The sequence below is a fragment of the Paenibacillus sp. IHB B 3415 genome (assembly GCF_000802655.2).
Taxonomy (GTDB): Bacteria; Bacillota; Bacilli; order Paenibacillales; family Paenibacillaceae; genus Paenibacillus_AQ; species Paenibacillus_AQ phytohabitans.
Window position 1 is genome coordinate 18,397 of sequence record NZ_JUEI01000030.1, and the last position, 26,821, is coordinate 45,217.

At 51.3% G+C, this 26,821-nt stretch carries 24 protein-coding genes; 16 read left to right on the forward strand and 8 right to left on the reverse strand.

What is annotated here, in order from left to right; all coding sequences use genetic code 11:
* Positions 1-52 precede the first annotated feature (52 nt).
* Entirely contained in the window at positions 53-1,060 is a 1,008-nt protein-coding gene (locus QW71_RS15570) for a DnaJ C-terminal domain-containing protein (protein WP_052770045.1), read from the forward strand.
* Between the two features lie 96 nt (positions 1,061-1,156).
* Complete coding sequence (gene clpB / locus QW71_RS15575) at positions 1,157-3,799, forward strand: ATP-dependent chaperone ClpB (protein ID WP_039299990.1); 2,643 nt, start codon at positions 1,157-1,159, stop codon at positions 3,797-3,799.
* A 447-nt stretch (positions 3,800-4,246) separates the two neighbouring features.
* Here clpB and QW71_RS41345 read toward each other — a convergent pair whose 3' ends face one another.
* Positions 4,247-6,553 carry a glycosyltransferase gene (locus QW71_RS41345; RefSeq protein WP_063776448.1) on the reverse strand — a complete coding sequence of 769 codons (2,307 nt, stop codon included), beginning with the start codon at positions 6,551-6,553 and terminating at the stop codon, positions 4,247-4,249.
* A gap of 235 nt (positions 6,554-6,788) precedes the next feature.
* Between QW71_RS41345 and QW71_RS15590 the strand changes: the two genes are divergently transcribed.
* The 9 genes from QW71_RS15590 (at position 6,789) to QW71_RS40490 (ending at position 13,774) form a co-directional block, all read left to right on the forward strand.
* On the forward strand, positions 6,789-7,007 hold the full coding sequence (locus tag QW71_RS15590) for a hypothetical protein (protein ID WP_039299994.1): 219 nt from the start codon (positions 6,789-6,791) through the stop codon (positions 7,005-7,007).
* A complete protein-coding gene (locus QW71_RS15595) occupies positions 7,004-7,450 on the forward strand; it encodes a peptidylprolyl isomerase (protein ID WP_039299997.1) in 447 nt (148 codons plus the stop codon). The genes QW71_RS15590 and QW71_RS15595 overlap by 4 nt, the downstream gene beginning before the upstream one ends.
* A 121-nt stretch (positions 7,451-7,571) precedes the next feature.
* The gene (locus QW71_RS15600; protein WP_039299999.1) at positions 7,572-9,191 is read left to right on the forward strand and encodes an ABC transporter substrate-binding protein; all 1,620 of its coding nucleotides are present in this window, start codon (positions 7,572-7,574) and stop codon (positions 9,189-9,191) included.
* Positions 9,192-9,277: 86 nt separating this feature from the next.
* Entirely contained in the window at positions 9,278-10,228 is a 951-nt protein-coding gene (locus QW71_RS15605) for an ABC transporter permease (protein ID WP_039300002.1), read from the forward strand.
* A gap of 4 nt (positions 10,229-10,232) precedes the next feature.
* Complete coding sequence (locus QW71_RS15610; RefSeq protein ID WP_039300005.1) at positions 10,233-11,078, forward strand: ABC transporter permease; 846 nt, start codon at positions 10,233-10,235, stop codon at positions 11,076-11,078.
* 14 nt (positions 11,079-11,092) lie between these two features.
* On the forward strand, positions 11,093-12,106 hold the full coding sequence (locus tag QW71_RS15615; protein ID WP_039300007.1) for an ABC transporter ATP-binding protein: 1,014 nt from the start codon (positions 11,093-11,095) through the stop codon (positions 12,104-12,106).
* Complete coding sequence (locus QW71_RS15620; protein WP_039300010.1) at positions 12,099-13,016, forward strand: ABC transporter ATP-binding protein; 918 nt, start codon at positions 12,099-12,101, stop codon at positions 13,014-13,016. Before QW71_RS15615 ends, QW71_RS15620 begins: the two co-directional genes overlap by 8 nt.
* A 71-nt stretch (positions 13,017-13,087) precedes the next feature.
* A complete protein-coding gene (locus QW71_RS15625) occupies positions 13,088-13,537 on the forward strand; it encodes a hypothetical protein (RefSeq protein WP_039300013.1) in 450 nt (149 codons plus the stop codon).
* A gap of 87 nt (positions 13,538-13,624) precedes the next feature.
* Positions 13,625-13,774, forward strand: coding sequence for a hypothetical protein (locus QW71_RS40490; protein WP_160311811.1), 150 nt, complete (start codon positions 13,625-13,627; stop codon positions 13,772-13,774).
* Positions 13,775-13,879: 105 nt separating this feature from the next.
* Here QW71_RS40490 and QW71_RS15630 read toward each other — a convergent pair whose 3' ends face one another.
* Both QW71_RS15630 and QW71_RS15635 read right to left on the reverse strand, forming a co-directional pair.
* Positions 13,880-14,293 carry a DUF3888 domain-containing protein gene (locus QW71_RS15630; protein ID WP_052770046.1) on the reverse strand — a complete coding sequence of 138 codons (414 nt, stop codon included), beginning with the start codon at positions 14,291-14,293 and terminating at the stop codon, positions 13,880-13,882.
* A gap of 256 nt (positions 14,294-14,549) precedes the next feature.
* Positions 14,550-14,987: a DUF3888 domain-containing protein gene (locus QW71_RS15635; RefSeq protein ID WP_039300015.1), complete on the reverse strand. Its 438-nt coding sequence runs from the start codon at positions 14,985-14,987 to the stop codon at positions 14,550-14,552.
* 403 nt (positions 14,988-15,390) lie between these two features.
* Here QW71_RS15635 and QW71_RS15640 point away from each other — a divergent pair, with 403 nt between their 5' ends.
* Complete coding sequence (locus tag QW71_RS15640) at positions 15,391-16,224, forward strand: MBL fold metallo-hydrolase (protein WP_039300018.1); 834 nt, start codon at positions 15,391-15,393, stop codon at positions 16,222-16,224.
* Positions 16,225-16,232: 8 nt separating this feature from the next.
* Here the strand turns inward: QW71_RS15640 and QW71_RS15645 are convergent, their stop codons facing one another.
* Positions 16,233-17,072: an SDR family oxidoreductase gene (locus QW71_RS15645; protein WP_039300021.1), complete on the reverse strand. Its 840-nt coding sequence runs from the start codon at positions 17,070-17,072 to the stop codon at positions 16,233-16,235.
* A 217-nt stretch (positions 17,073-17,289) separates the two neighbouring features.
* On the opposite strand from QW71_RS15645, the gene QW71_RS15650 reads away from it, so the two are divergent.
* The 4 genes from QW71_RS15650 (at position 17,290) to QW71_RS15665 (ending at position 21,208) form a co-directional block, all read left to right on the forward strand.
* Positions 17,290-18,318, forward strand: coding sequence for an AI-2E family transporter (locus QW71_RS15650; RefSeq protein ID WP_039300024.1), 1,029 nt, complete (start codon positions 17,290-17,292; stop codon positions 18,316-18,318).
* 149 nt (positions 18,319-18,467) lie between these two features.
* The gene (locus QW71_RS15655) at positions 18,468-19,484 is read left to right on the forward strand and encodes a S66 peptidase family protein (protein WP_039300027.1); all 1,017 of its coding nucleotides are present in this window, start codon (positions 18,468-18,470) and stop codon (positions 19,482-19,484) included.
* 60 nt (positions 19,485-19,544) lie between these two features.
* Positions 19,545-20,219, forward strand: coding sequence for a response regulator transcription factor (locus QW71_RS15660; protein WP_039300030.1), 675 nt, complete (start codon positions 19,545-19,547; stop codon positions 20,217-20,219).
* On the forward strand, positions 20,216-21,208 hold the full coding sequence (locus QW71_RS15665) for a HAMP domain-containing sensor histidine kinase (RefSeq protein ID WP_039300033.1): 993 nt from the start codon (positions 20,216-20,218) through the stop codon (positions 21,206-21,208). The genes QW71_RS15660 and QW71_RS15665 overlap by 4 nt, the downstream gene beginning before the upstream one ends.
* Before the next feature lie 9 nt (positions 21,209-21,217).
* Here QW71_RS15665 and QW71_RS15670 read toward each other — a convergent pair whose 3' ends face one another.
* The 4 genes from QW71_RS15670 to pyk form a co-directional block, all read right to left on the reverse strand.
* Positions 21,218-23,176: an ABC transporter permease gene (locus QW71_RS15670; protein WP_039300038.1), complete on the reverse strand. Its 1,959-nt coding sequence runs from the start codon at positions 23,174-23,176 to the stop codon at positions 21,218-21,220.
* A complete protein-coding gene (locus tag QW71_RS15675; protein WP_039300041.1) occupies positions 23,173-23,919 on the reverse strand; it encodes an ABC transporter ATP-binding protein in 747 nt (248 codons plus the stop codon). The genes QW71_RS15670 and QW71_RS15675 overlap by 4 nt, the downstream gene beginning before the upstream one ends.
* Positions 23,920-24,004: 85 nt before the next feature.
* Positions 24,005-24,223 carry an AarF/UbiB family protein gene (locus tag QW71_RS42210; protein ID WP_373604770.1) on the reverse strand — a complete coding sequence of 73 codons (219 nt, stop codon included), beginning with the start codon at positions 24,221-24,223 and terminating at the stop codon, positions 24,005-24,007.
* A gap of 468 nt (positions 24,224-24,691) precedes the next feature.
* On the reverse strand, positions 24,692-26,122 hold the full coding sequence (gene pyk / locus QW71_RS15680; RefSeq protein WP_039300044.1) for a pyruvate kinase: 1,431 nt from the start codon (positions 26,120-26,122) through the stop codon (positions 24,692-24,694).
* Between the last annotated feature and the right edge of the window lie 699 nt (positions 26,123-26,821).

Sequence of the window (26,821 nt, forward strand, 5' to 3'; positions counted from 1 at the left end):
ATGCTATAACCTATAGAGTAAGGTTCCCAATATACGAAAGGAGGAGGTACCAGTGGCGGCAAATTATTACGAGACTCTGGGCGTCGGCAGGCAGGCCTCGAAGCAGGAGATCAAAAAAGCTTATCAGAAGCTGGCTAAGAAGTGGCATCCCGATGTCAACAAAGCCCCGGAGGCAGAAGCCAAATTCAAGGAAGCGGCCGAAGCGTACGAAGTACTGGGTGATGAAGAGAAGCGGAAAGTCTATGATGAGGAGCTGCGCTATGGGTTCGGCAACGCCGGGGCACGGGGTCCGCGGAGCGGCGGGGCTGCCTCCTCCGCGTCCTGGGAATCGCCTTTTGGCGCAGGCTGGAGCAGCGGCGCTGCTTCCGGCAGCAGTATACCCGAAGAGGACCTGTTCGGGATGTTCTTCGGCAGCCGGGGGGCGGCGGACCGCGCCGGCTTCGATTTCTTCTCCGGCAGCGGCGGTGTCCGCCAAGGGGGAAGTCCTTGGACGGATGAGTTCAGCACGATGCAGGCCCAGCTTGAGATTACGCTGGAGCAGGCTTACAAAGGCGGAAATATCAGCGTTCAGGCTGCAGGCAAAGACCTGAGTGTGCAGATTCCGGCACGCTCGTCCGAAGGGACGGTGATCCGGGTTCCCGGCGGCGGAAGCGGGACGGGACAGGGAGGCGACCTGCTGGTCTCGCTGCATCTCCTGCCCCATGACATCTATGAACCGGACGGCGGCGGGGATTTACTCGGCACGGTAGAGATTGCCCCCTGGCAGGCTGTGCTTGGCGGAGAAGCCAAGGTGGCCCTGCCGGATGGCAGCCAGGTGAAATTGAAGATCCCCGCAGGTATGGCAGGCGGCCGAACGCTGCGCCTCTCCGGCAAGGGGCTTAAGCGTCCTAATGGAACGAATGGTGACATCCTGTTCCGGATCGAGATCGTTATTCCGGCGGATACCTCGGAAGCGGAGAAGAAGCTGTACCGCCAACTGGCCGATTCCGGCAGCTTCCAGGCCGGAGCCAAACGGCAGCCTCCCGGCGGGGCACAGCGGCGCAGAGCGACAACGGGGTAATGATGAATATATAACGCCGGTTATCCGGCTGACTGACATATGGAATGCTGCAGCTGGGGCTGCAGCGGCATACATTTAAGGAAAGGCGATGATCTTATGGATTTCAACAAGCTTACACAGAAGCTGCAGGAAGCCGTCGCAGAGGCCCAGTCCCTGGCTGCGGCCAGCGGACATCAGGAGATTGATAATCTTCATCTGCTGAAGGCACTGCTTCAGCAGCATGAGGGCCTGCTGCCGAGGCTGCTGCAGAAGATGAATATTCCTGCAGCCGAGCTGTTGCAGGGTACGGAGGTGCTGCTTCAGCGGAAGCACAGCGTAAGCGGAAGCGGAGCGGGCACGATGCGGCGGTATGCCTCACCCGCGCTGATCGCCATGCTGGAGCAGGCCGAGAAGGAAGCGGCCAAGATGCAGGACGAATTCGTGGCTGTGGAGCATGCCGTGCTGGCGATGGTCTCGGATTCGGGCAACGGGAACCGCGAGCTGCGCGGGCTGTTCACGGGCCGGGGCGTTACCCGGGAGAAGCTGCTCGGGGTGCTGACCGAGATCCGCGGACACCAGCGGGTGACGAGCCGGGAGCCGGAGGCCACCTATGAGGTGCTGGAGAAATACGGCCGTGATCTGGTGGCCGAGGTGCGGGCGGGCAAGATTGATCCCGTGATTGGACGGGATGCGGAGATCCGCCGGGTTATCCGTATCCTCTCCCGCAAAACCAAAAACAACCCCGTGCTGATCGGCGAACCCGGTGTAGGGAAAACAGCGATTGTGGAAGGGCTGGCCCACCGGATTGTCCGCCGGGATGTGCCGGAGGGGCTGAAGGACAAGACGATTTTCTCGCTGGATATGAGCGCACTGATTGCCGGAGCCAAATACCGCGGGGAATTCGAGGAGCGGCTGCAGGCCGTACTGAAGGAAATCCGCGAGAGTGACGGCCGGATCATCCTGTTCATTGATGAGCTGCATACGATTGTCGGTGCAGGTAAGACAGAAGGGGCCATGGACGCGGGCAACATGCTGAAGCCGATGCTGGCCCGGGGTGAGCTGCATTGTATCGGGGCGACGACGCTGGATGAGTATCGCAAATATATCGAGAAGGACCCGGCGCTGGAACGCCGCTTCCAGCAGGTGCTGGTCAGCGAGCCGGATGTCGAGGATACCATCTCCATTCTGCGCGGTCTCAAGGAACGCTTCGAGGTGCATCACGGAGTCAAGATCCATGACAGCGCGCTCGTCGCGGCCGGTGTTCTGTCGAACCGCTATATTACCGACCGGTTCCTGCCGGATAAGGCGATTGATCTGGTGGATGAAGCCTGCGCGATGATCCGCACGGAGATTGATTCCATGCCCGGTGAGATGGATGAAGTGACCCGCCGCCTGATGCAGATGGAGATTGAAGAAGCCGCGCTCAAAAAGGAAACCGACGATGCCAGCAAGCGCCGTCTGGAAATCCTGCAGCGGGAGCTGGCCGACCTCAAGGAGAAGCATCTGGGCATGACCGTCCGCTGGGAGAAGGAAAAGTCGGCGATCCAGGGCATCCGCGAGCTGAAGAAGCGGTTAGAGCAGGCGCGCAAGGACCTGGTCGATGCGCAGGAGATTTATGATCTGAACAAGTCCGCCGAGCTGAGCTACGGCATAATTCCTGATCTGGAGCGGCAGCTGAAGGCCGCAGAGGAGGCCGCGCAGCAGGATCAGGAGACCCGGCTGCTGCGCGAGGCCGTGACGGAAGAGGAGATCGCCGATATCGTCTCGCGCTGGACCGGCATTCCGGTCAGCCGCCTCGTGGAAGGCGAGCGGGATAAGCTGCTGCGGCTCGAAGATACGCTGCATGAACGGGTAGTCGGCCAGGATGAGGCCGTCCGGCTGGTGGCGGATGCTGTGCTCCGGGCAAGAGCCGGCATCAAGGACCCGAACCGCCCCATCGGTTCGTTCCTGTTCCTGGGGCCGACCGGTGTCGGTAAGACCGAGCTGGCCAAAGCGCTGGCCGTATCGCTGTTTGACCGCGAGGACGGCATGATCCGTATCGACATGTCGGAGTACATGGAGAAGCACAGTGTCTCCCGCCTCGTGGGTGCTCCCCCGGGATATGTCGGCTATGAAGAAGGCGGCCAGCTGACCGAAGCGGTGCGCCGCCAGCCGTACACTGTTGTGCTGCTGGACGAGGTGGAGAAGGCCCATCCCGATGTGTTCAACATTCTCCTGCAGCTGCTGGATGACGGGCGGCTGACCGACTCCCAGGGCCGGGTGGTCGATTTCAAGAACACCATCATCATTATGACCTCCAATATCGGCTCGCCGCATCTGATTCAGGGCACCGATGACAATGGTGAGCTGACCGAAGCGGTTAAGGACCGGGTGATGAAGGAGCTGAGCGGTCATTTCCGCCCAGAGTTCCTTAACCGGGTGGACGATATCGTGATGTTCAAACCGCTGACACTGGGCGAAACCCAGCAGATCGTGGTTAAGCTGGTGAACGGTCTCCGTCTGCGCCTGGCAGAACGGGGCATCGGCCTTACGCTGAGCGACAAGGCCGTCCGCTTCATTGCCGAGGAAGGCTTTGATTCCGTGTACGGCGCAAGACCGCTCAAGCGGTTCATCCAGCGCAGCCTGGAGACCCGGGTGGCGCGTGCGCTGATTGCCGGAGAAGCGGAGGAAGGCTCAGTGATGACGGTTGACGAAGCCGACGGGGAGCTGACTGTTGCTATAGTGAAACCGGAATCTGCGAAGACGGTTGGCTCGCTCTAAAATGTGAACTGACCCGGCCGATGCCTCCGTAGGGCTGCAGCTGCAAGCGGCAAAGAAAAAAGCGTTCCGCCTTAAGGCTGGACGCTTTTCTTGTGACGTTCGACTTAAATCCTGCAGAAAATACAACATTTTCTTCAATAAATCGGCTCAAATCGAGAATTGTTGCAGGAAATGCAGCATTTCATCTTCTGCAAGCGGCTAACTGAAAGGATTATTGTATTTCATACAACAATCCTCCCGCATACCCGGTTATTTATGAATCCGGGTTGTAATATTTACAACATTTATACCTGTTACCTGTATACCTGCCCCATACAGAATGAACTTCAAAGCCCAATTAGACGCTTGGCGGGACCACTGCCTCAGTAGCGGTTAAGCGGTTATTGATTACTTGTTTGGCTGAAATCCTAAGTGTGGTTTATATAGAAGCTCTACTCTCCCCGCCGCCTACTCGCTCCAGGGCATCAGATGAGGATGCTGGTCAAGGATAGACAGATATTGTTCCTTCCAGCCATATTGGCCGTCCGGGTCCAGCAGCATATAGCGCAGATATTTCTCCAGCCGGTATTCCGGCTTCGACCAGCCGAGATGCTTCAGCCGCAGATTGCTTAACTGATGGGACAGCTCGAAAATATTCTCCGGCAGCCGCCCGCAATGCTGTGGCAGATCGTTCCAGAGATAAGTGAAGTCCTCCCGGTAGCGGAGCAGGAACGGCCGGTAGCTCTGATGGGACCGCCAGTACATATCTTCGCGGTAATGAGTGTCATCCCAGAAATCGTAGAGCCGGAAGCAGAACAAGTCGCAATTATCCGTACGCAGCAAGCCATCCACTTCTTCCGGGAATCCGGCCTCAAAAATCTCATCCGCATCCAGACTCAGAATCCACTCCGGATTCGTCTGAAGGACCGCCTCCCACTGCTGCTTGCGCAGCTCCGATTCATTGCTGAATCTGGAGACGTTGTTGCGTATCAGATGGAGCGGAATGCCCTGAAGCACCTCCCGGCAGATATCCGCTGTGTTATCCGTGCTGCCGTCGTCGATAATGACGGCTTCATCGATATATTTGCGGTGCTCCTGCAGAACCTGCCGCAGAAACCGCGAGCCCTCATTCTTGACGATCATCGTAAGCGTCAGCTTGGGCCGCCGGACAGCTGCTGAATTAGCAGCCGCTCCAGAGAAGCCGGTCGCCGCTTCGTGCGCGGCGCTCCGCCCTGAGGCATTTGCACCGTCGGCCGCATCTGCATCAGCGCCCGCCGCCAGTCCAGTGCCCGGCAGCTCGATCTCGCCGCCGCCCTCTGGCAGCGGCTCCTTGGACAAGCGCCGCCGGGCCTCCGCCTCGGTCCACAGCGCATCCCACTCCGCGCTTGCATCCAGCGCTCTTTTGTCCACGGGCGCTACATCGACAGCGCCCTGCATGTCTGAACGGTCCGCCGCGCCGCCGTTGTCCGAAGGCGCAACCTCGCGCGCAGCGGTTTCCTCGCCGCCGGCCTGAGCGCCAGCCTCGTCCCCGTCACTCCGTCCCGCCCCCGACGCATTCCGCGCCTCGGGCCCTAGCTCTGCCTCATTTAACTCGGCCTCCGCGTCACTCCTCCGTTCCCGCTCAGCCTCCGTGTCACTCCGCCATTCCCGCGCAGTCTCCGCATCGCCCCGCCCCGCCTCCGTGTCACTCCTCCGTTCCCGCTCAGCGTCCGCGTCACTCCGCTCGGCCTCCGCGTCACTCCGCCCCGCCCCCGGCGCATCCCGCGCCTCGGGCCCTAGCTCTGCCTCATTTAACTCGGCATCGCTCCGCTTCGCCTCGTGCCGCCCATCCGGCCCTGTGTTCGCTTCGCCCTTCCCTTCCCGCTCAAGCTCCGCCCTATACCGCGCATCCCGCTCCGCTTCCCCGTCACCACGCCCCGTCTCCGGCGCATCCGGCGACTCCAGCCCCGCTCCAGCCTCCGCGCCCGAAGTCTGCCGGATGAACTCCGGCACCTTGAGCAGGTCGCTGTCCCTGTAGAGATGCAGCGCCGGGTAGTGGGTGTCGACATACAGCGGAATGCCAAGCGCCGCTGCACGGATGCAGAAATGGCGGTCTTCTCCCCAGTAGGAGATGTTGTGTATCCGGTCGTAGCTGGCACCGGAAGTAATAGCCCGGCTGCTGATCAGGGTGCAGGCGCCGAGCCCGCCGACTTCATAGATTCCCGGCTGCTGCATCTTCATCAGGAAGGCGTGGAAGCGGCGGTTGATCTCTTCAGGCGAGAGCTGCTCTCCCGGGAGAACCTCCCACTGGTTGTATTCGTCATGCATCCAGACCTGCGGCTGCAGCAGAGTGCCCGGCTGCCACTGGGTCCAGAACACCTCGGAGATAATGTCCTTGCCCGTACGGATCAGATGCAGCAGCGTATCCGGATGAAGAATCAGATCGGAGTCGATCAGGAACAGATAATCATAACCGAAGGCTTCGGCCCGCCGGATCATCAGGTTCTTGAACCCGGCCACCTTCCAGACCAGATTGGAATTCCAGAAATGGGTAGTATCATCGCGGATATAAGCATCATGAAACCCTGAAGACTGCAGGAAGACCGTTCTGCCGCTCTGGGTGAACTGCTGCAGCAGCTGACTCGAAGCTTCGTCCGGGTTGTCATCAATCAGATAGAAATGCAGCTCAATATTGGTTAGGTTCAGACGCAGCAGAGAGTTCAGAAACTGCTCGAGAATAGCCGGTTTTTGATGGATCGGGCTGCCCAGCAGAACCCGGGTTCGGGTCTCATTCATAGCAGGCCACTCCAGGATAAGGTCAACATTAATAGAACATCCCCTTGGATTCGCAAATAGATGATATGAATTATATGTATTCAATATATTTAGAGAAGTACGGGACTAATCCCGGTTTTTCAAAAAATAGAGACCTGAGAGGAAATATATGGATTGGTGTCTGCCTGAGAGCTGTTGTACAATACCGCATAGACAGGAATAGACATTCTGCAGACTGCAGGACAGGAGTGAGAGGATGGACAAGTCACCGTTAAAAGTACAGCAATTAATCAACCTGCTCCTGGCGATGAATCCGCGCGCCGAGGTTTTTCTGCATACTGCGGATGGAGAACTCCGGCCGCTGCTGGACGAGGATGTACAGGAGATCTATGCGCCTGAGCAAGCGGCCAAGACCGTGGCTCATATCGGCGTTCCCGCAGGCACTGCAGCCGGAGAGGCGGAGGGAACCTTATGAAGCTGGCTCTAATAAGACTGGAGCAAGGACAAGAGATCCGGCTCGAATTATTTGACCAGGAGGCCCCCGGGACCGTAGCCAATTTTGAAAAGCTCGCGAACAGCGGCTTCTACAACGGTCTGACTTTTCAGCGTGTTGTCCGCGGCTTTGTCGCCCAGGGAGGTTGTCCGGAGGGTACCGGCCGGGGCGGCACGGACAAAATCGCCTGTGAAACGCAAGGCAATCCGCATAAACATGTGCGCGGGGCGTTATCCATGGCCCATTTCGGGCCGGGCACGGGCTCCTGCCAGTTTTTTATCTGCTATGATGCGTTCGATTATCTTGACGGCTGGCATACGGTGTTCGGCAGAGTAATAGAGGGAATGGAGCATGCGGATGCCTTGCGGCGCGGGGATCTCATACAGGAGATCAACGTATGGGATGCCGGCATTCCTCAGCTGTAACAGCAGGCGGTTGTTCAAATTTTCACAGGTGGAAAATTAATACATTGTAATCCCGACTATTCCGATATATAATAACTTTCACAACGAGTGAGATTGCTCATAGACATGGAGGAGAGAGATAATGCGCAAAGGGGTATCAGGGGTTGTCATTCTAGTTCTACTAACACTAATGATTAGTGCATGCTCTAATGGAAATAACGCGGCATCGACAAATGCGGGTGCAAGCCAGACACCGGCGGAAACGCAGCAGCCTGCTGCCAGCGAACCGAAGGATGGCGGAAGCTTGATTATAGGGGTCGCTTCTGATCCGGTTGTACTTAATCCGAACTATGCGGGTGACCGTGTCAGTCTGACGATTGACCAGGCACTGTATGCTCCGCTGTTCCAGGTGAATAACGGGGAGAAGACCTTCTACCTGGCAGAGAGCCTGACACCTTCGGAGGATAATCTTACTTACACACTGAAGCTTAAGGATGGACTTACCTGGCATGACGGAGAGAAGCTTACGGCGGATGATATCGTGTTCACCATTGACAGCATTCTCGACGAGAAGCAGAACAGCTTCCTGAGAGCCAACTTCCTGATCGGCGACCAAGCCATCAAAGCGGTTAAAGTAGATGATCTGACTGTTGACTTCCAGCTTCCGCAGGTCAGCCCGGCTTTTGAAGCGACACTGGTACAGGTATTCCCGATTCCAAAGCATATTTTTGAGAATGAAACCGACATTGAGAAGAGCACCAAGAACGCTTCTCCAGTAGGTTCCGGTCCCTTCAAATTCAAAGAATACAAAGCCGGTGAGTACCTGACACTGGAACGTTTCGATAACTACTTCGGCGGCAAACCGCATCTGGATTCTGTAACTTACCGGATTGCCAAGGATACCAATGCTGCGAACCTTGCCCTGCAGAACGGCGAGATCAACGTGCAGTATCTTGATCCTAAGGATGTAGCCACCATTCAGGCAACGAACAATTTCGAAATTCTGCCTTATAGCGAAGGCCGTCTGGCTTATCTGATGTTCAATGCGAACAGTGATACCGGCGCCCTCGCCAAAAAAGAAGTCCGTCAAGCCCTGTCCCTGGCCCTCAGCCGCGATGAGCTGATCCAGACAGCGTACACTTCCAGTGAATATGCTGACCCGGCGAAGTCATTCCTGACTCCGGACGCGCTGTATTTCACAAATGAAGTAACTAGTTTTGACAATGATGCCGCTAAGGCTAAGGAACTTCTGGCGTCTGCCGGAGAGAGCAACCTGAAGCTTCGTTACATTGTACAGAGCGGTAACAAGGCACAGGAAGCAATCTCGCTGTATGTGCAGCAGAAGCTGAAGGCTGTCGGCGTGGAAGTGGAACTGCAGAACATGGACTCCTCGGCCTGGGTGCAGAAGTTCATTGATCTGAAATCTACCGACTACGAACTGGCATTGACCGGTTATATCATGGGATATGATCCCGATGCTTACCGTATCCTGTTCACTACAGACAGTTCTTCCAACTACTCGCATTATTCGAACAGTGAAGTTGATAAGCTGATGAATGACGGTGCAGGCGAAGCTGATCCGGCAAAACGCGCAGAGATCTACAAGAAAGCGCAGGAGCTTGTCGCTGAAGATGCGCCGATCTACCCGATCGCGTATACTAAAACAGTTGTAGCTGTATCGAAGAACTACGGCGGCATTGATGAAGCTGTATTGAAGCCGGTTGTTATCTTTGAAGACCTGTCCAAGATCTACCAGAAATAATCTGCCCCAAAAAATAAGCACGGCAAAAAAATAAGCTGGGTTCTCCAGCTTATTTTTTGCCTGTCAAGAGCTGGGAGAAGCTGCGTATGAGACAACTCATCGTCCGAAGGTTGCTGCAAACACTGCCGATGCTGTTTTTTGTATCCGTAGTGTGTTTTACAATGATTAAGCTGGCTCCGGGAGATCCGGTGCTGTCTTTCGTTACGCCCAATATGCATGCCGATGATATTGAGCGTATCCGCCATAATCTGGGGCTGGATAAGCCCGCCTATATTCAATATTTCATCTGGATCAAGGAAATGGTGCAGGGCAACTTCGGATATTCCCTGATCAATCACCAGCCGGTGCTGGGACAGATTCTGGAACGTTTGCCGGCTACAGCCGGTCTGATGGGCAGCGCCATTGCGCTGGCGGTTATTCTGGCGATTCCGCTTGGCCTCGTGGCCGGTGCGAACCGCAACCGCTGGGTAGACAAGCTGATTAACTTTATTTCCTATGTGGGGATCTCCATTCCGTTATTCTGGCTGGCGATCCTGCTGATGTATCTGTTCGCCATTAAGCTGCATCTGCTGCCGAGTATGGGGATGCGCACGATTGGTGTGGAATCGCCGCTGGATGTGCTGAAGCACGGGATCTTGCCCTGCTCGGTGCTGGCCTTCGGATTCCTGGCCGGATATGTGCGTTATATCCGCTCCAGCACGATTGGACAATTGAAAGAAGAATATGTGCAAATCCAGTACGCTTTTGGCTCGAAGAAATCGACAATCCTGTTCCGTCATGTCCTGAAGCATGTGCTGCTGCCGGTCATTACCCTGCTGGGCATGTCGATGGGGGATCTGGTGGCCGGGGCCATTGTCACCGAGACGGTATTCTCGTGGCCGGGCATCGGGTCGCTGGGGATGACGGCGGTTAAGGGGATGGATTATCCGGTTATTATGGGGATCACCTTATTTTCTTCCTTAATGCTGATCCTCGGTAATATGGTGGCGGACATACTCTACAGCTTTGTCGATCCGCGAATTAAATTAAAGGGGTGACCTCATGAATCGCAGTAAATGGAAAAATCTACAGTCAGAGCTGTTTACGAACGGTCTGGGTGTCGCTGCTCTTGCTGTATTGGCTATCTTTACGCTGGGGGCCATCTTTGCCTTCCTGTCCGGATATGATCCGAATGCCATGGATGCCATGGCCCGCCTCACCAAGCCCGGCGCCGGACATCTGTTCGGAACGGATGACTATGGACGCGATTATCTGTCCAGAGCGCTATATGGCGGCCGTGTCTCGCTGCTGGTCGGGTTTGCTTCCATGATCGTGGCTACCTTCGTGGGTGTGATGGTTGGTGTGATCAGCGGATACTTCGGCGGCTGGCTGGATAATCTGCTGATGCGGATGCTGGATATTATCATGTCCATTCCGTCCTTCCTGATCCTGCTGCTGCTCAGCGTCTACCTGAAGCCAAGCATCGGCAACCTGATCATTATTATTGCTTTGTTAATGTGGATGAACGTGGCCCGTGTTGTGCGCGCGGAGACCCTTACGATCAAGGAACGCGAATATGTGCTGTACGCCAAGGCTTCCGGCCAAAGCTCCTTCGGCATGATCTGGCGGCATATCCTTCCGGGACTGGTGCCGGTGATTATCGTCGGCGCGACGAATAATATTGCGTCGGCCATTATGATGGAATCGTCGCTGAGCTTCCTCGGTTTCGGGGTACAGCCGCCGAATGCCACCTGGGGCAGCATGCTGAACAGCGCGCAGGGGTATATTGCAGAGGCGCCTTATCTGGCACTGTTCCCGGGGTTGATGATCCTGCTGACCGTTCTGAGCTTCAATGTGCTGGGTGATATTTTGCGGGTCGGCTTTGAACCAAAGCTGATCCGGAGATAGGAGAGTGGAACATCATGACTGAACGGCTGCTGACTGTTGAGAATTTGCAGGTTTCATTTGCTACCCGGGACGGCGAGAATCAGGCCGTCCGCGGCGTTAGCTTCCATATAGATGCCGGTGAAACGGTGGGGATTGTCGGAGAATCCGGCAGCGGCAAAAGCGTTACCGCCAAGGCGATCATGTCCCTGATCACGCCGCCGGGCCGCATGACTGCCGGGAAACTGGAGTTTCGCGGCGAGAGTCTGAAGGGGCTCACGGAGAAGCAGTGGCGGACCCTGCGCGGCAACCGGATCGCGATGGTCTTTCAGGACCCTATGACCTCGCTGAATCCGGTCAAAAGAATAGGCCAGCAATTAACCGAAGTTATCCGCAGACACCGCGGACTCAATAAAGCGGAGGCGTATGCCGAGGCGGCGGAAATCCTCCGCCAGGTCGGCATACGTGATCCGGAGCAGCGCCTGAAGCAGTATCCGCATGAGTTCAGCGGAGGCATGCGCCAGCGGGTTATGATCGCGATGGCGCTCTCCTGCCAGCCGGAGCTGCTGATTGCCGATGAGCCGACCACGGCGCTGGATGCAACCATCCAGGCGCAGATTCTGGATCTGTTCAAGGAGCTGAAAGAACGGTCGGATACAGCGGTAGCGCTGATTACCCATGACCTTGGTGTCGTGGCTCAGGTCTGCACACGGGTCATTGTGATGTACGGCGGGCTTGTTATGGAAGAGGGCACGGTGGAGGACATCTTCTATCGTCCCCAGCATCCGTACACCCAGGGCCTGCTGCGTTCCATTCCGAAGCGCGGCGGGGGATCGCGGGAGCGGCTGATTCCGATTGAAGGCACCCCGCCGGATCTGCTGAATCCGCCGCCCGGCTGTCCGTTTATGGACCGCTGCCCGCATGCTTTTGCCCGCTGCAGTGAACGTCCGCCGGTAGTAGAGCTTGCACCTGGCCACCGCTCGATGTGCTGGCTGGCTGAAGGTGCAGAGCAGCAGGCGGCAGTTACAGTGGGGAGGGATTCCGGTGAGTGAGAGTAAAGTGCTCGTAGATGTGAACAATCTCAAGAAGCATTTCTCCAAGGGCAAGGATATACGCGGGCGCGATACGGCTGTGCTTAAGGCCGTGGACGGCGTCAGCTTCCAGATCCGCCAGGGCGAGACCTTCGGACTGGTGGGTGAATCCGGGAGCGGCAAGTCAACGGTTGGCCGCTGTCTGCTCCGCCTGTACGATTATACGGACGGCGAGGTATTCTATGACGGGCAGCCGCTGGGCAAGCTGGGCGAGAAAGGGCTGAAGCCGTTCCGCAGACGGATTCAGTCGATTTTTCAGGACCCGTACTCTTCACTGAACCCCAGCCTGAATGTGCTGGAATTGATCAGTGAGCCGATGCGGATTCATGGACTCTACCCAGGCGAAGAGCGCAAGGAAGCCGTGGCGGAGCTGCTGGAGAAGGTGGGACTCAAAAGAGAGCATCTCTACCGCTTCCCGCATGAGTTCAGCGGCGGGCAACGCCAGCGGATCTCCATCGCCCGGGCGCTGTCGGTCCGGCCCGAGTTCGTCGTCTGCGATGAGCCAATCTCGGCGCTGGATGTGTCTGTGCAGGCCCAGGTCGTCAATATGCTGGAGGATCTGCAGTCCGAATTCGGACTGACCTATCTGTTCATTGCCCATGACCTGTCGATGGTCCGGCATATCTCTGACCGGATTGGCGTCATGTACGGCGGCCGCCTCGTTGAGGTTGCGGAGAGCGATGAGCTGTATGACAATCCGCAGCATCCGTATACCAAGGCGCTGCTGTCTTCCATTCTGGAGACCGACCCGCTGAAGGCGAGCCAGCGAATCCGGCTGGATGCCTACTCGGTAACGCGCGGGGATGAAGCAGCCGCCGTACTGCGGGAAGTGAGCCCGGGGCATTACGTGGCTGGAGATTTTACGGACTGAATTCAGGTAATAACTGAGCAATGATCAAATGATCAGGATATGAGCACTCATGTGGATAAGGAGGATCTATAATGACAGAAACGAAGAACAAGGTAAAGTTATCGCAATGGGACGCCCTGCTGGTGGAATCGCTGCGCTCTCTGGGCTGGTCCGATGAAGAACTGCTGCGGCGGGTTGCTGAAGGCGATCTGCCTGCCGACGAGAGTGAATACGAGTTCGATTACGGGCAGCTGTCTACGCTGGCTGGTGAACAGCCGGAGCTGTTTCGGTCAGCCGTGACCGAAGGCTACCAGATCAAATACAACACGATCCGCGGCATCCGCAGTTGGATTGCCGTTGCGCTCCGCATCGAGCCCAAGCTGGAGCTGGAGGAAGGCCGCGAAGCAGTCGAAGCGGTGTTAACGGAATCACAGAAGCAACGGCTGGAGGATGTATTATCCTTCGGCTGGCAGATTACCGGCGGCGAATCATCCACAGATGGCGGTAACGCTACTTACCGGATCGAGCCGATCCAGCGGTAACAGCAGAGCTGAGCAGCAGAGACAAGCTGCATAATTATGTGTATGTTAAGAATTAGCCCTTCGGCTTTGTGCCGGAGGGCTTTTTGCATGATGAATACAGAAACTCTGGGGCATTTCATAAAAGATACTGGTCTGTCGCTGTTGATCGGGAAACCGGGAAATTTGATTTCAAAGAATATAAACAGAAGTTTTGATAAAACCGTTTGTGATGGATGGTTGACGCAAACAGCGCAGTAAGGGAGGGAAAGTACGGTGAGAATCTTAGCCAAACGCGGCAGCTCTGAATGAGAAAATAAAGTCATAGACTGCCGCTGTGTTGTTGAACTAACGTTTTCCGTCAGTTCAGCCCACACCTTTCCAATTCTTAATTATGTGCTTCCAATTGGGGGGCAACTCAAAATCCTTAAGATGCTCAAACTCAATTACTTCTACCGTCCCCATATTGTCAATCTTGAAGGAAATAAGGTCAGTTCCAACATCAAGATGTGGACCGATATAAGGAGATACTGTTACATTGACGATGATATGGGAATCTTGATATCCAACCAATACATTCAATGGATCAAGAAATGGAGCAAACGTAGGTTTTTCATTCAGTTTATCCTTGTAATAAATATCTAGTTGTTCTTGTATTTCGGGTGTTAATAAAGTGAGTATGACCCTATATGGGTCTGCATTCGTTTTAGCGTAAGCTGTTTGAATTGTTGCCAAAAAACAAATTATGCTCAAAGCACATGTCAATACACCGCGTCGCATGGAGATCGCCCCTCAGTTTTTTAAATAATATGCCCATACGACATCTAAACTAGCCTGCCCGTTAACTTGATGAAGCCTTTTCATCGAGACTCATAGTGAGTGTTGCACAGTTCGAAGACACTGAACAATAGACGCATACTGCTCACTAGCGAATTCCAAAGGAGCTCTTTTTTGAGGGTTCAAATATAAAAAACCAACAGCTATCTTAAACTGAAAAATAATGTCCTAGACTACTGTTGGTTTATTGAACTTTCTGTTACTTCAAAAGATCTTGATAATTGGGGGGGAAGTCACTCTTATTGGGTCCTCTAAGATGTTCGAAGTTTTTAAGTTCAACTCCAAATGGTGAAATCCGATAGGTAAAAATATCTTCGCCGACAGGGATATGAGGACCGATTGTTGGATGCACATCAAGAGTGATCAAAAAATCAAAACCACGGAAGCCATTAACCCTTTCTATATGCTTCACATCAACAAAATAAGGATAAATATCGGGTGAACCTGGTACTGAAAATACATTTGAGTACACCTCTTCAAGCTTCTCTTGCATATGCGGTAGTAATTGCAAAACAAGCATATCTTGAAGTTGCAATTCTCTTGAGTCCTCAAGCGGCTTCTTCTCAACTGCATTGCAGAATGGAGTTTGCGTTCCAAGCATTGATATTAGGATTACGAAGCAAATTAAAACCTTCATGAGCCGTTCTCCTTTTCTCACCTTAATTCACCAAACAAAATTAATATATCCACAAAAGAAATATGTATTCTGCCCGTTAGATGTTGCACAGTTCGAAGAAATATTGCATCAGACCTAATTTGAATTTATCGTGTGCGTGAAAGCGAGATTTCCCAGTTATATTGCGGATATTCTCGATGAACGTAACCAAACATTTAGGAACATAAGAAACTTCTTTGCGACCGCAGAAGTTGTACCGCCGTCTTGCCGAAGAAACTCTGCCTCTTATGTGGACAGAGCTTCTTATTGTATAAGCCGAACCAAATTATATTGTTCCTGTATTCCGAAACGCTAGATGTAGAATAGTCGTAGGATAAGAATCGTAAACTATAATGCGGGGGTAATGTCCCTTGGGAGGTATTTGATGTTTAGATGGAAGCGTGGCCCCGTCACTCTGTTCCAAAGTGATCTGTACATGACGAATTCACTTGTTATGGAGACGGACGATTGTGTGCTGGTAACCGATCCCTGCTGGCTGCCCCGTGAGGTGGAGGAGATCCGGCGGTATGTAGACAACATCCTTGGCGCGAGAAGGCTGTTCCTGTTATTCACCCATTCTGATTTCGATCATATTATCGGATATGGGGCCTTCAGGGAAGCTGAAATCATCGCAAGCAGGGCATTCGCGGACAAAAGCGCCGGGGAACGCGAAGATATTCTTGAACAGATCCGGGCATTTGACGATAGTTATTATCTCAGGAGAGACTATGAAATCACGTATCCGCAGGTGGATCATGTGATGGAAGAGGAAGGGCAGACGCTGGTATTCGGGGATTTGAAGCTGACTTGCTATGCTGCTCCGGGCCATACGGATGATGGGCTATTTACTATAGTGGAGTCTGCCGGGCTGTTCATTGCCGGAGACTACTTGTCTGACGTGGAGTTCCCCTATATCTACGACAGCAGTCTGGCTTACGAAGCAACGCTCGGCAAGCTGGAGCAGATATTGGCGCGGCACCCGTTCACGCTGCTGGTCCCCGGACACGGGGAGGCAACGGACAGCAGCGTAGAACTGGAGCGGCGTAGGGAAGAGAGCCTGAAGTATATCCACAACATGCGTACGGCTGTAGCTTCAGGCATCCAGGAAACGGTTGATGCTCTGATCGAAGGCTGTGCGTTCCCGCGCAATATGTCCAACTTCCACCGCAGCAATCAGGAGCTGATCGCGAAGGAGCTGGCCGGGGAAGCGGAAGACTGACGCTGCAGTTACATATCCAGCTGGATTTTGCGAATATGAAGAACACCGTCAAGTCCGGTAGGGTCTGTACTGACTTTGCGGGAGACGAATTCTTCGGCCCGTTCAGAGGTGCGCAGACGCAGCGGCTTGGTCTCCAGTTGAACCAGATCCCACATGACGTCTGCTACGGACTCTGCAGTCTGCGGTTCTACATTCCGTTTCAGGAAGGTCCCTGTGTAGGCATCAAGAATCGGCTTGTATTCATCGTCGAGGATGCCGCCGGTGTCTGCTACATGCCCAAGGACGGTCTTATTGAATTCTGTAGCGATGGCGCCCGGCTCCAGCAGGGTAATGTCGATATTGAATTGCGGCTTGTAATAGGTAGCCAGACTCTCCAGCAGTCCCTCCACTGCGAATTTGCTGGCGCAGTAGATCTCGTTCATCGGTTGTCCAATGAGCCCGCCGACACTGGACGTAGCCACAATATGGCCGTAGCCGGTCTTGCGCAGCAGGGGCAGTGCAGCCCGGATCGTATGCATAACCCCGTACACATTAGTGTCGAATATGCGCTCGATATCAGTGAATGGAGCTTGTCCAAGCGCCCGGAGATAGCCGAACCCAGCATTGCAGAACAGTACATCCAGCGTACCGTGCTCCTGGTCAATCTGGTCGATAACCCGCTGAATGCTGTCCGGCTGCGTAACCTCCAGTTCTACGAACTGCAGATTGTCCACATTGCGGTACAATTCCTGATCGCGCTCCAGATGGCGGGTGCCGGCGTAGACCGTCCAGCCTTCCTGTGCAAACTTCAGCGCGGACGCCAGGCCGATGCCGGATGATGCTCCGGTGATACAGATGATTTTGCCCATAAGGGATACAGCCTCCATTGATTTGGAATTAAATTACTTTAACCTTCACGATTTCGCACACATTATAGCATAAAGCAGCCTATGTTCTGGCAAGATGACATAAAGTTTGTTTTTTCGCGTATTTTTGACTCTGCCGAAGTTGCTATAATTGTTTTCGTTACGGTACACTATAACTAAAGGTCCTAATCGCCTGCGAATGGAGAGGAACAAGGAAACAATGGATGTATTCAAGCGTTACTTTGCAAATTTAACAGTCCGTCGCTTTTTAATTCTGGCACTGATTGGACTGCTGCTGTACAGTATTAGAGACATGCTGAATCTGGTGCTGCTTACGTTCCTGATTGCTTATGTAATGAACAGCTTTCAGGTGCTTTTGAGCAAAAGAATCGGCAAATATGTCAAGGTGAACAGCAAGGTAATCATTATTATTTTATACTTAGCGCTCATCACTATGATCGTACTGGCCCTTGTCAAATATCTGCCCAAGGTCTTCTCGCAGATTAAGCAATTAACCGCGTTTCTCGGAACACTAACCTCTGACGACATCCCACAGAACGAGATTATGCAGTATTTATTCAGCATGGTTAAGGAATTGAACTACCAGAGCTATTTGAATCAGGGCATTGAATACGTGTTCAAAATCAGTGACTGGGGAACTACGTTCGTCCTGTCAACGATTCTGAGCCTTGTCTTCATCCTGGAGAAGAATAGAATTGTCAGCTTCACCTCCCGCCTGAGAGAGAGCAAGATTTCCTGGTTCTATGTGGAACTGGAGTATTTCGGCAGGAAATTCATAGCCTCCTTCGGTAAAGTCATTGAAGCCCAGATCCTGATTGCGCTGTTCAATACTTTGTTCACGGTTGTCGGGTTATGGATCATGGGTTTCTTTTTCGAACCCTTCCCGTATCTCTTTGCGCTCGCCATTATGATCTTCATGCTCAGCCTGATTCCAGTGGTCGGCTTTGTCATTTCGCTTATTCCGCTATGCATCATCGGCTACAATACCGGCGGACTGGTGATGACGATCTACATACTGGCTATGATTGCCGTGCTGCATGTCATGGAAGGCTACTTCCTCAACCCTAAGCTGATGTCCTCCAAAATGAACCTTCCGATGTTCTACACCTTCATCGTGCTGCTGTTCTCCGAGCATTATATCGGCGTATGGGGACTGATTCTCGGCATTCCGATCTTCGTCTTTTTCCTGGATATTCTGGAGATCAGCCGTGATAAGCCTGGAACCTGAGGGATAAGGATGTAAGGTAAAGCAACGATTAATACACGATCCAATAGATAAATGACATACACAAACATATAGGTGATCCAAATAGGTGATATTCAAACTGCTCATGGTTTGGGTATCCCTTTTTATTTGATTTAAGGAGGAAGCGCAAGATGATCAAATATCCGGTATTAGAGCCAAGAGCAGTTATAGGTGTAACAGCTCCTTCATCAGGAGTAGGGGAGGAACTGCGTGAACTGCTCGAGCTAGCCTGCAGCCGGTTGCAGGAGCAGGGTTATGGCGTGGTATGCGGAGCAACGGCGTGGACGCAGGATAAGGCCAAGTCTGCACCGGCAAACGTGCGTGCGGCTGAATTCAATGCCATGATGGCCGATGACAGCATCGGGCTCGTGATCCCGCCTTGGGGCGGAGAGCTGCTGATCGAGATTCTGAAGCAGGTAGATTTTGATCACATGAAGGTCAAATGGATTCTCGGCTACTCTGATATCAGTGTGCTGCTGCTGGCCGTTACTCTCCGGACAGGCATCGCCACTGCTCACGGCACCAATTTTATTGATTTACGTGGAAAAGAGACAGACCCGGTGACGGCTATGTGGGAGAACGTACTGTCTACAGCAAGCGGGGAATCGGTACTTCAGCATTCCTCGCAGCAGTACCAGCTGGAATGGGGAGGCGGGGAGCCTTCACCCCATGTGTTCAATCTTACCGAAGTCACCAACTGGAAGACTGTAGGTAATCAGAACGTAACTATGCAGGGCCGGCTGCTCGGCGGCTGCATTGATGTAATCCGGCATCTCATCGGCACGCCGTATGGGGATGTGCGGCATTTCCAGCAGCATTACATCCAGAATGAGCCTATCCTGTGGTACTTGGAGAACTGCGAGCTGTCGGTAACGGATCTGCGCAGATCCCTGCTGCAGATGAAGCTGGCCGGCTGGTTCGACCATTGCAGCGGCCTGATGTTCGGCCGGAGCGCAGCTAACCGTCCTATGGAGAATTACACCGTGGAGGATGTCTATCAGGAGCTGGCCAGCGAGCTGGGGCTGCCGGTCATTTACGATATCGACTGCGGCCATCTGCCGCCGCAGATTACGCTGGTGAACGGGGCTTTTGCGGAGGTGTTGGCTGGAGCAGGTAAAGGGACTGTGAAGCAGTATTTCCGGGCGTAAATGAAAAGTACTCGTGCTAAAATAAATGTAGTGACCATTATAACAATGATGGGGGATTTCATGTATAGAATAATGATGATTGAAGACGATGAAAAAATTAGACGGATTGTAGCAGATGCTTTGATCAAGTGGCAGTACGATGTGGTGGAAGTGACCCAATTTGACCAGGTGCTAACGGAATTTAAGCAGACAGATCCACACCTCATTGTATTGGATATTAATCTTCCGGTTTTTGACGGATACTACTGGTGCCAGCAAATACGTGCGGTTTCCAAGGTGCCGATTATATTTCTTTCATCCAGAAACCAGAATATGGATATCATTATGGCGATTAACATGGGTGGGGATGATTTTATCCAGAAGCCATTTGATTTGGACATCCTTGTAGCGAAGATCAGTGCGCTCATCCGCCGGAAATATACCTATCAGGAAGACGAGAACATCAGATTCATCCATCGGGGCTTGAAATTAAATGTAACCAATTCAACCATTGAATATAAAGGGCAAAGCACGGACTTAAGCCGGAATGAATTCATCCTTTTACAATTGCTGATGCGGAATATCGGGAAAATCATTTCGCGCGAGGACTTCATGCAGGCACTATGGAATGAAGAACAATTTGTCGATGATAACACGCTGACTGTGAATGTGAACCGGTTACGCAGGACAATCGCTGAGCTTGGACTGGAGGAGTTCATTGTCACCCGGAAAGGAATGGGGTATTTGATCGAATGACCTTTCTGCGCTATCTAACCTATGAAAAGCCCTATATTTATGTGTATCTGTCCTGTTTCATGATCTCGGCTGCAGTGTTGGTTACGGATAGCAGTGGGGGCTGGACATGGGGGACATTGTTATATGCCTTCACCTTGTCTTCAATTGTACTGCTCGGGTTTCTAGTATTTCGCTACCTGCAGCATGTAAGTGTAATCCGACAAATGAAAAATGAGGATTATGACAGCTTGTCGCTGGAAGGAGAATTCGCTAAAGCTTACATCAATGAGCTGAAGCAGCAGCATATCCATGAAATGAACCGGACCCAAGATCAGCAGAGTGAGCATTATGATTTTATCGTCTCCTGGTTCCATGAGATAAAAACACCAATTGCGGTTATTCGCTTACTGCAGCAAACTGAGATGGACGCGGGTAGTTTAAGAGAAGAGATCACAAGGATTGAAAATTACGTCGATCAAGCACTCTATTACGCCAAACTCGATAGCTTTAACCAGGATTACGATATCCAAAATTGTGATATGATCCAGATTACGAAAGAGATTGTTAAGGCTCATTCGAAAACCTTCTTTTCAAAAAAAATCCGTATTGATTTACAGGCAGATTCAATGGAGGTTCAAAGTGATCCTAAATGGCTGCAGTTTATCGTCAATCAGTTATTAACGAATAGTCTGAAATATACAGAACATGGCGGGGAGATTACCATCTCAGCATTCCAAACCCCGCAGGATAAACAGCTGATGATACGGGATAGTGGAATTGGTATTAGTCAAAAAGATTTGCCGCGGATTTACAATCGGGGTTTCACTGGAGAGACTGGACGGGCCTATACGAAGTCAACGGGAATGGGATTATATTTAGCCCAGCAGTTAAGTAACAAATTAGGACATTACATTAGCTGTACGTCAGAAGTGGGGGAGTTCACCCAATTTATTATTCACTTCCCACTAGATAGCGATCCGCATTTAATACTACAAAAAAATACACGGTGAGTTATTTACTCATCGTGTATTTTTTTCGTTGATAATTCTGTAGTAAATAGATGTTGAAGATACGTAAAAGATCAGATACGTTAACACATAAAACCCCATGACAGACAGAATAATCGTCGTTAAGGAAGGTAAATCTTTTATGACAAGAATGACTGTGTAGTATAAAAGAAACCAGCTGTGTACCAATCCCAGTATGAGCGGCGGTAAAAATACGAACAGCAATTGTTTGCGGATAATCTTTTTCAGTTCTTTGTCGTCCACACCGATTTTTCGTAAAATGGCGTAGTGTTCCCGCTCTTCAGTAGCTTCACGCAGCTGTTTAAAGTAAATGACACTTCCCAAAGCAAACAATGCAATGACTGCAAAAAACGCAACGGAGAACAATATCAAAGAGGACGACTCAGTATCAATGGAGTACATATCTATATAGGCTGAATAATAGGCTCCTTCTGTTTTCATAATGATATTGTATATTTTTCGTGATACATCATTGGCTGTTTCCGGATCCTCGATTTTATAAATTTCATAGGAAGAAAGGGTGTGATTCTCTTTCAAGTCCTCAAAAGCTTCGTCTGAAATCACGAGTACAGAAGGCTGAGGTTCGGTATCTCCACCAGGACTCGTCGGGATGCTTAGCAACGGGTATCTGATTTTTTCTACTACACGAAATGTATGGTCTTCCAAAAGGGTGATTTCGAGTTGAGAGCTTGCATACTTCGTCGGTTCATCTATTCCTCTTGCCAAAACAATTGCTTCTTCACCTGCTAAATCTACTTTTGCACCCACTCCACGTAAATCAACAATCGCATTTAATTGTGACTCAGGGAAAAGGTAAAACTCCTCTGTGTAATATTCAGGATGGCTAAAAAACATTTTTCTATTTGGGATTTTTTCAGTTTGAATTCCGGTAATGGTTTGATGATCAATAATTGGATGTGAGTCATTCATAATTTGCTCAATTTGTTGTTGTGTTGCATCATCTTGCGTCGAAAAAGCAAAATGGTTTGGAAATTCTTTTTTTACAACATCAGCTTTCACAGCGTAATCTACGGCAATAAATCCAACTGCAAAGATGATAACAGCACTAATCAGTGAATTAAAAGTAAAGTTAACGGTATTTCCGCGAATAGAAAAACGAAGGGAGGAAATCCATAACATTTTGTTGCCATTAAAGTAATTTTTACTTTGACTCATTTTTTGTAAAACCCAACCGGAAAACTGGCGGAAAAATAAATATGTTCCAACAATCAATACTACGGCTGTCGCAAGTAATGTTGCTTCAAAATGATTCTTCCATAGGTCTGTATCGTCTGCAATGGTAATCGTGTAGTAGGACGCTGCGATCAATAGGATGGATAATAGCGCCAAGGGCATGGAAAATTTAAGCGGTTTGTCCATTTTTTCTTTGGCATGAAACAATTCAACTAACTGCACACGACGTACATTAAAATAACTTTGAATGGTAATAATGCCGATTAATACAGCGAATAACAGAATCGTTAAGGCAATTGCTTCAAGTGGAAAAGCAAAAGAAATATTGTCTTTGTAGTGCATTAAATTCATTAATACCGCGCCGAAAAATTTCGATAGCAATCCACCGATTACTATACCGCTCGATACAGAAATCGCGCTTAGAAATAATGTTTCAAAGAAGACCATTGCGGCAATTTGTCTTTCTTTCATCCCGTAAAGTAAATACATGCCAAATTCTTTTTTGCGCTGCTTCATAAAAAAAGAGTTAGCGTACAAAATAAAGAACACAATAAACAAAAAGACGATCATCGAGGCAATGAAAATAACGGTTTTGTAGTTTTCTTTATTTTGGATGGCTGAAACTACGTCCTTGTTAAACATTAAACCGGAAAAGGTAAAGTAAATGACAACCCCGACAAGCATGGAAATGAAATATATGGTATAGAGCCGGAAGTTCCGTTTCATATTCCTCCATGATAAATCAATTAAGTTCATCGCTTGTCACTCCCTATGGCACTTTGAATCGTCAGGATTCTGTCGAAGAATTCCTTTTCCGATTGTTCTCCTTTAAACATTTCATTGACGATTTTTCCGTCCCGAAGAAAAACCACACGCTGGCAGTAGCTTGCTGCATACGAATCGTGGGTAATCATCAGAACCGTTGTCTTAAATGTTCTATTGAGCGATTGAATTTGTTCGAGCAGCTGTGTTGCAGAGCGGGAATCAAGTGCACCCGTTGGCTCATCCGCAAACACAATCGCCGGATTGGTAATAAGCGCCCGCGCTGCAGCCGTGCGCTGCTTTTGCCCGCCGGAAATTTCAGACGGATATTGCTGCAGAATCGATTCAATATTTAGCGCTTCAAGTAATTTCGCTAATCGCTGTTCCATTTCTGCGACAGGTGTTTTTTGTAAGGAAAGCGGCAGCAGGATATTCTCTTTCACCGTTAATGTATCCAGTAGGTTGTAGTCTTGAAAAATAAATCCCATTCGTTTCTGGCGGAATTCCCGTAAGGCCTGCTTCTTCAAATCCAGCAGCGATTTTCCCTCGATCCAAACCTCTCCGCCGTCAAAGCGGTCAATGGTTGAGAGGGTATTCATTAATGTCGTTTTCCCAGAGCCGGATGGCCCCATAATCGCGGTAAATTCTCCCTCTTCAATGATCAAATCGATACTTTTTAAGACCTGTGTTTTTCCATACGATTTCGATAAGTTCTTTGTTTGAATCATTTTAGCCATGGTTACGGCCTCCTTCACCTCCATACTATATCGACTATTTTGCTGTCCAACCATCGAGTTAATACAATCTAAAGTGACATTTTTGTCATGTTGAATCATTAGAGTTACGCTTCAACCATTGCGTGAGCCTGATTTTTACACCCTCCAAAAACTCCATGGTTAGAACTTTCGAAGTGGTATAGGACCAATGAATGCCTGGAACAACGACATCCTTCGATGGATAAACTGCATCTGAAATTCTTCTGCATGTCGCCCCTCTTGTTGATAATCGAGCTCGTCTATAATTCACAATTATTGTGTCCACTTGTTTCTAATCATTTCGGGGAACTGACCCATGAATTATTCCATTTACCGTCGGTGTAAATCAAAAAACCACCAATTGATATTGGTGATTCATGATCCCTATTGTATTACCTCACAGCGAACGCTTATATACAGTATCTGATATTGCAGAATGTGTTGATGATTACGATATTTTTGTTTGCGGCAGCGATCATTGGAATAGCCGGCCCAGCGCGAGCTTCATCAAAAAAACCACCAATTGATATTGGTGATTCATGATCCCTATTGTATTACCTCACAGCGAACGCTTATATACAGTATCTGATATTGCAGAATGTGTTGATGATTACGATATTTTTGTTTGCGGCAGCGATCATTGGAATAGCCGGCCCAGCGCGAGCTTCATCATCAACGGCTCGAACAGGGACGCAGGGAAAACCAAAACATCTGTAGCAGGTGCGATAGGCTCCTGCCACGGATGTTTTATTTTTTAGAGCGCTTCGCCTACTTGGTGAACCCGCAGCAGGTTGGTGGTTCCGGTGCAGCCTACAGGGACACCGGCGGTGATGATCACCAGGTCGCCATCTTGCACGTACCCGGCCGACTTGGCTAGTTCAACGGCGGCTGCTACGGCTGCATCAGTGCTGGAAGCGGACTCGCTGCGGAGCAGCGGAGTTACACCCCAGGTCAAGGACAAGGCGTACAATACACTCTCTTTGGTGGATACGGCGATGACTGGTGCAGCCGGCTTGTGCTTGGCGATCATTCGGGCGGTAAAGCCGCTTTCGGTCAGGGCGAGAATGGCCTTGGCGGAGAGCATAAGGGCGGAGCGGGCAACGGCTTCGCCGATGGCGCCGGTTACGTTGGTGGCAGCCTCGTCATCCTTGCAGCTACAGCTACCGTGGCGTCCCAGGACGGACTCGGCGCGGGCGGCGATGCGGGCCATGGTCTCGACGGACTCCAGCGGGTACTTGCCTGCGGCGGATTCGCCGGACAGCATGACGGAATCAGTGCCGTCGAAGATAGCGTTGGCGACATCGCCCGCTTCCGCACGGGTCGGACGCGGGTTCATCTGCATGGACTCCAGCATGTGGGTGGCGGTGATGACTGGTTTACCGGCCAGGTTGCACTTCCTGATCATATCTTTCTGAACCAACGGCACGTCCTCCACCGGCAGGTCTACGCCCAGGTCGCCGCGGGCTACCATCAGGCCGTCAGCTACGCTCAGGATGGCGTCTAGGTTCTCCACGCCCTCGTCATTTTCGATCTTGGCAATGACTTGGATATGGCCGGCCTTGTGCTCGCTGAGGATACGTTTGATTTCGAGAATGTCTTCGGCTTTGCGGACGAAGGATTGGGCGATGATGTCGATGTTGTGCTCAATGCCGAACTTGATGTGCCGGACGTCCTTCTCGGTTACGCCGGGGAGGCTGGTTTTGACGCCGGGAACGTTGACGCCCTTACGCTGCTTCAGCTTGCCGCCGTTTTTGATGAGGCAGGTGATCTCGGTGCCTTCGGCATGTACGACCTCCAGACGGACCAGGCCGTCATCGATCAGGATGATGCTGCCGGGCTTCACATCTTGGGGCAGCTGCTTGTAGGTGACTTGAATGCGGTCCTTGGTGCCGAGCACTTCCTCGGTGGTCAGAACCACGGCTTCACCCGGTACCAGCTCCGCGTAGTCCGAGGCCATTTTTCCGATCCGGATTTCCGGACCTTTGATGTCGAGCAGGACGGCAACGTACTGGTTCAGCTCTTTGGCTGCTTCCCGGATGTGCCGGATACGCTCCGCATGCTCGTATAGCTCTCCGTGGGCGAAGTTTAGGCGGGCGACGTTCATACCGGCTTGGATCAGCTTCCGGAGCATTTCTGGGCTTTCGCTGGAGGGACCGATGGTGCAGACGATTTTAGTTTTGCGCATGACTTTTCTCTCCTTATATTTAACGTTGAACTCTTGTGAAAACTTTCTCTAACCCATACAACAAAGCATAACGATTCATCAGAAAAAAAATATTTTCGTTATTCATCAATTTTGATGTAGAAGGCAGGTCATCTTATGATTGGTTTATTGTACCCAAAAACCATCCATATGCCGGGAAGGAAATTACATTAGCGGAAATAATGAAGGAATTGTTACGACGGGACATTGAGAGATTACTAATTTCTTGAAATTTACCAAGGAGCAGCGTTGGGCGATTTCATTTTTTTGCAGAGCATGAGTTCTTTACCTACAGAGGAATGCGTAATTTGGCCGCCGTCAGCTATTACTCTGGCAATCGAGAGGGTCTGTTATGTTCGGTGTCATCTGTTGTCTCACCGAATTTCCAGAAGTAATGTTTTCCCTCCTATCTGGGCATGACGCTACCTATGTTCGCCATGGAATCGCTAATTCCTTCTGGAAATTCCTGCGATTGAAGAAAACTTGCCGTTATAATGTTGCGTAGTTATTTTTCCTGCAGGCTTGTTTATACTACATCATAATTATTTATCATGAAGGGGCTTCTACCGGTCCTGCCGTGGGTCTTTGGTGGGGTTGAAACAAGTAGCCGACTAGACTATGTGACGATTATTTTACAAAATGTGGTTGTAATGTTGTCATATCGGGGACGGTAAACGCAGA

Coding starts and splice junctions, on each gene's coding strand:
- clpB (WP_039299990.1), top strand. CDS start 1,157: ATGGATTTCAACAAGCTTACACAGAAGCTGCAGGAAGCCGTCGCAGAG.
- QW71_RS41345 (WP_063776448.1), bottom strand. CDS start 6,553: ATGAATGAGACCCGAACCCGGGTTCTGCTGGGCAGCCCGATCCATCAA.
- QW71_RS15590 (WP_039299994.1), top strand. CDS start 6,789: ATGGACAAGTCACCGTTAAAAGTACAGCAATTAATCAACCTGCTCCTG.
- QW71_RS15595 (WP_039299997.1), top strand. CDS start 7,004: ATGAAGCTGGCTCTAATAAGACTGGAGCAAGGACAAGAGATCCGGCTC.
- QW71_RS15600 (WP_039299999.1), top strand. CDS start 7,572: ATGCGCAAAGGGGTATCAGGGGTTGTCATTCTAGTTCTACTAACACTA.
- QW71_RS15605 (WP_039300002.1), top strand. CDS start 9,278: ATGAGACAACTCATCGTCCGAAGGTTGCTGCAAACACTGCCGATGCTG.
- QW71_RS15610 (WP_039300005.1), top strand. CDS start 10,233: ATGAATCGCAGTAAATGGAAAAATCTACAGTCAGAGCTGTTTACGAAC.
- QW71_RS15615 (WP_039300007.1), top strand. CDS start 11,093: ATGACTGAACGGCTGCTGACTGTTGAGAATTTGCAGGTTTCATTTGCT.
- QW71_RS15625 (WP_039300013.1), top strand. CDS start 13,088: ATGACAGAAACGAAGAACAAGGTAAAGTTATCGCAATGGGACGCCCTG.
- QW71_RS40490 (WP_160311811.1), top strand. CDS start 13,625: ATGATGAATACAGAAACTCTGGGGCATTTCATAAAAGATACTGGTCTG.
- QW71_RS15630 (WP_052770046.1), bottom strand. CDS start 14,293: ATGCGACGCGGTGTATTGACATGTGCTTTGAGCATAATTTGTTTTTTG.
- QW71_RS15635 (WP_039300015.1), bottom strand. CDS start 14,987: ATGAAGGTTTTAATTTGCTTCGTAATCCTAATATCAATGCTTGGAACG.
- QW71_RS15640 (WP_039300018.1), top strand. CDS start 15,391: ATGTTTAGATGGAAGCGTGGCCCCGTCACTCTGTTCCAAAGTGATCTG.
- QW71_RS15645 (WP_039300021.1), bottom strand. CDS start 17,072: ATGGGCAAAATCATCTGTATCACCGGAGCATCATCCGGCATCGGCCTG.
- QW71_RS15650 (WP_039300024.1), top strand. CDS start 17,290: ATGGATGTATTCAAGCGTTACTTTGCAAATTTAACAGTCCGTCGCTTT.
- QW71_RS15655 (WP_039300027.1), top strand. CDS start 18,468: ATGATCAAATATCCGGTATTAGAGCCAAGAGCAGTTATAGGTGTAACA.
- QW71_RS15660 (WP_039300030.1), top strand. CDS start 19,545: ATGTATAGAATAATGATGATTGAAGACGATGAAAAAATTAGACGGATT.
- QW71_RS15665 (WP_039300033.1), top strand. CDS start 20,216: ATGACCTTTCTGCGCTATCTAACCTATGAAAAGCCCTATATTTATGTG.
- QW71_RS15670 (WP_039300038.1), bottom strand. CDS start 23,176: ATGAACTTAATTGATTTATCATGGAGGAATATGAAACGGAACTTCCGG.
- QW71_RS15675 (WP_039300041.1), bottom strand. CDS start 23,919: ATGGCTAAAATGATTCAAACAAAGAACTTATCGAAATCGTATGGAAAA.
- pyk (WP_039300044.1), bottom strand. CDS start 26,122: ATGCGCAAAACTAAAATCGTCTGCACCATCGGTCCCTCCAGCGAAAGC.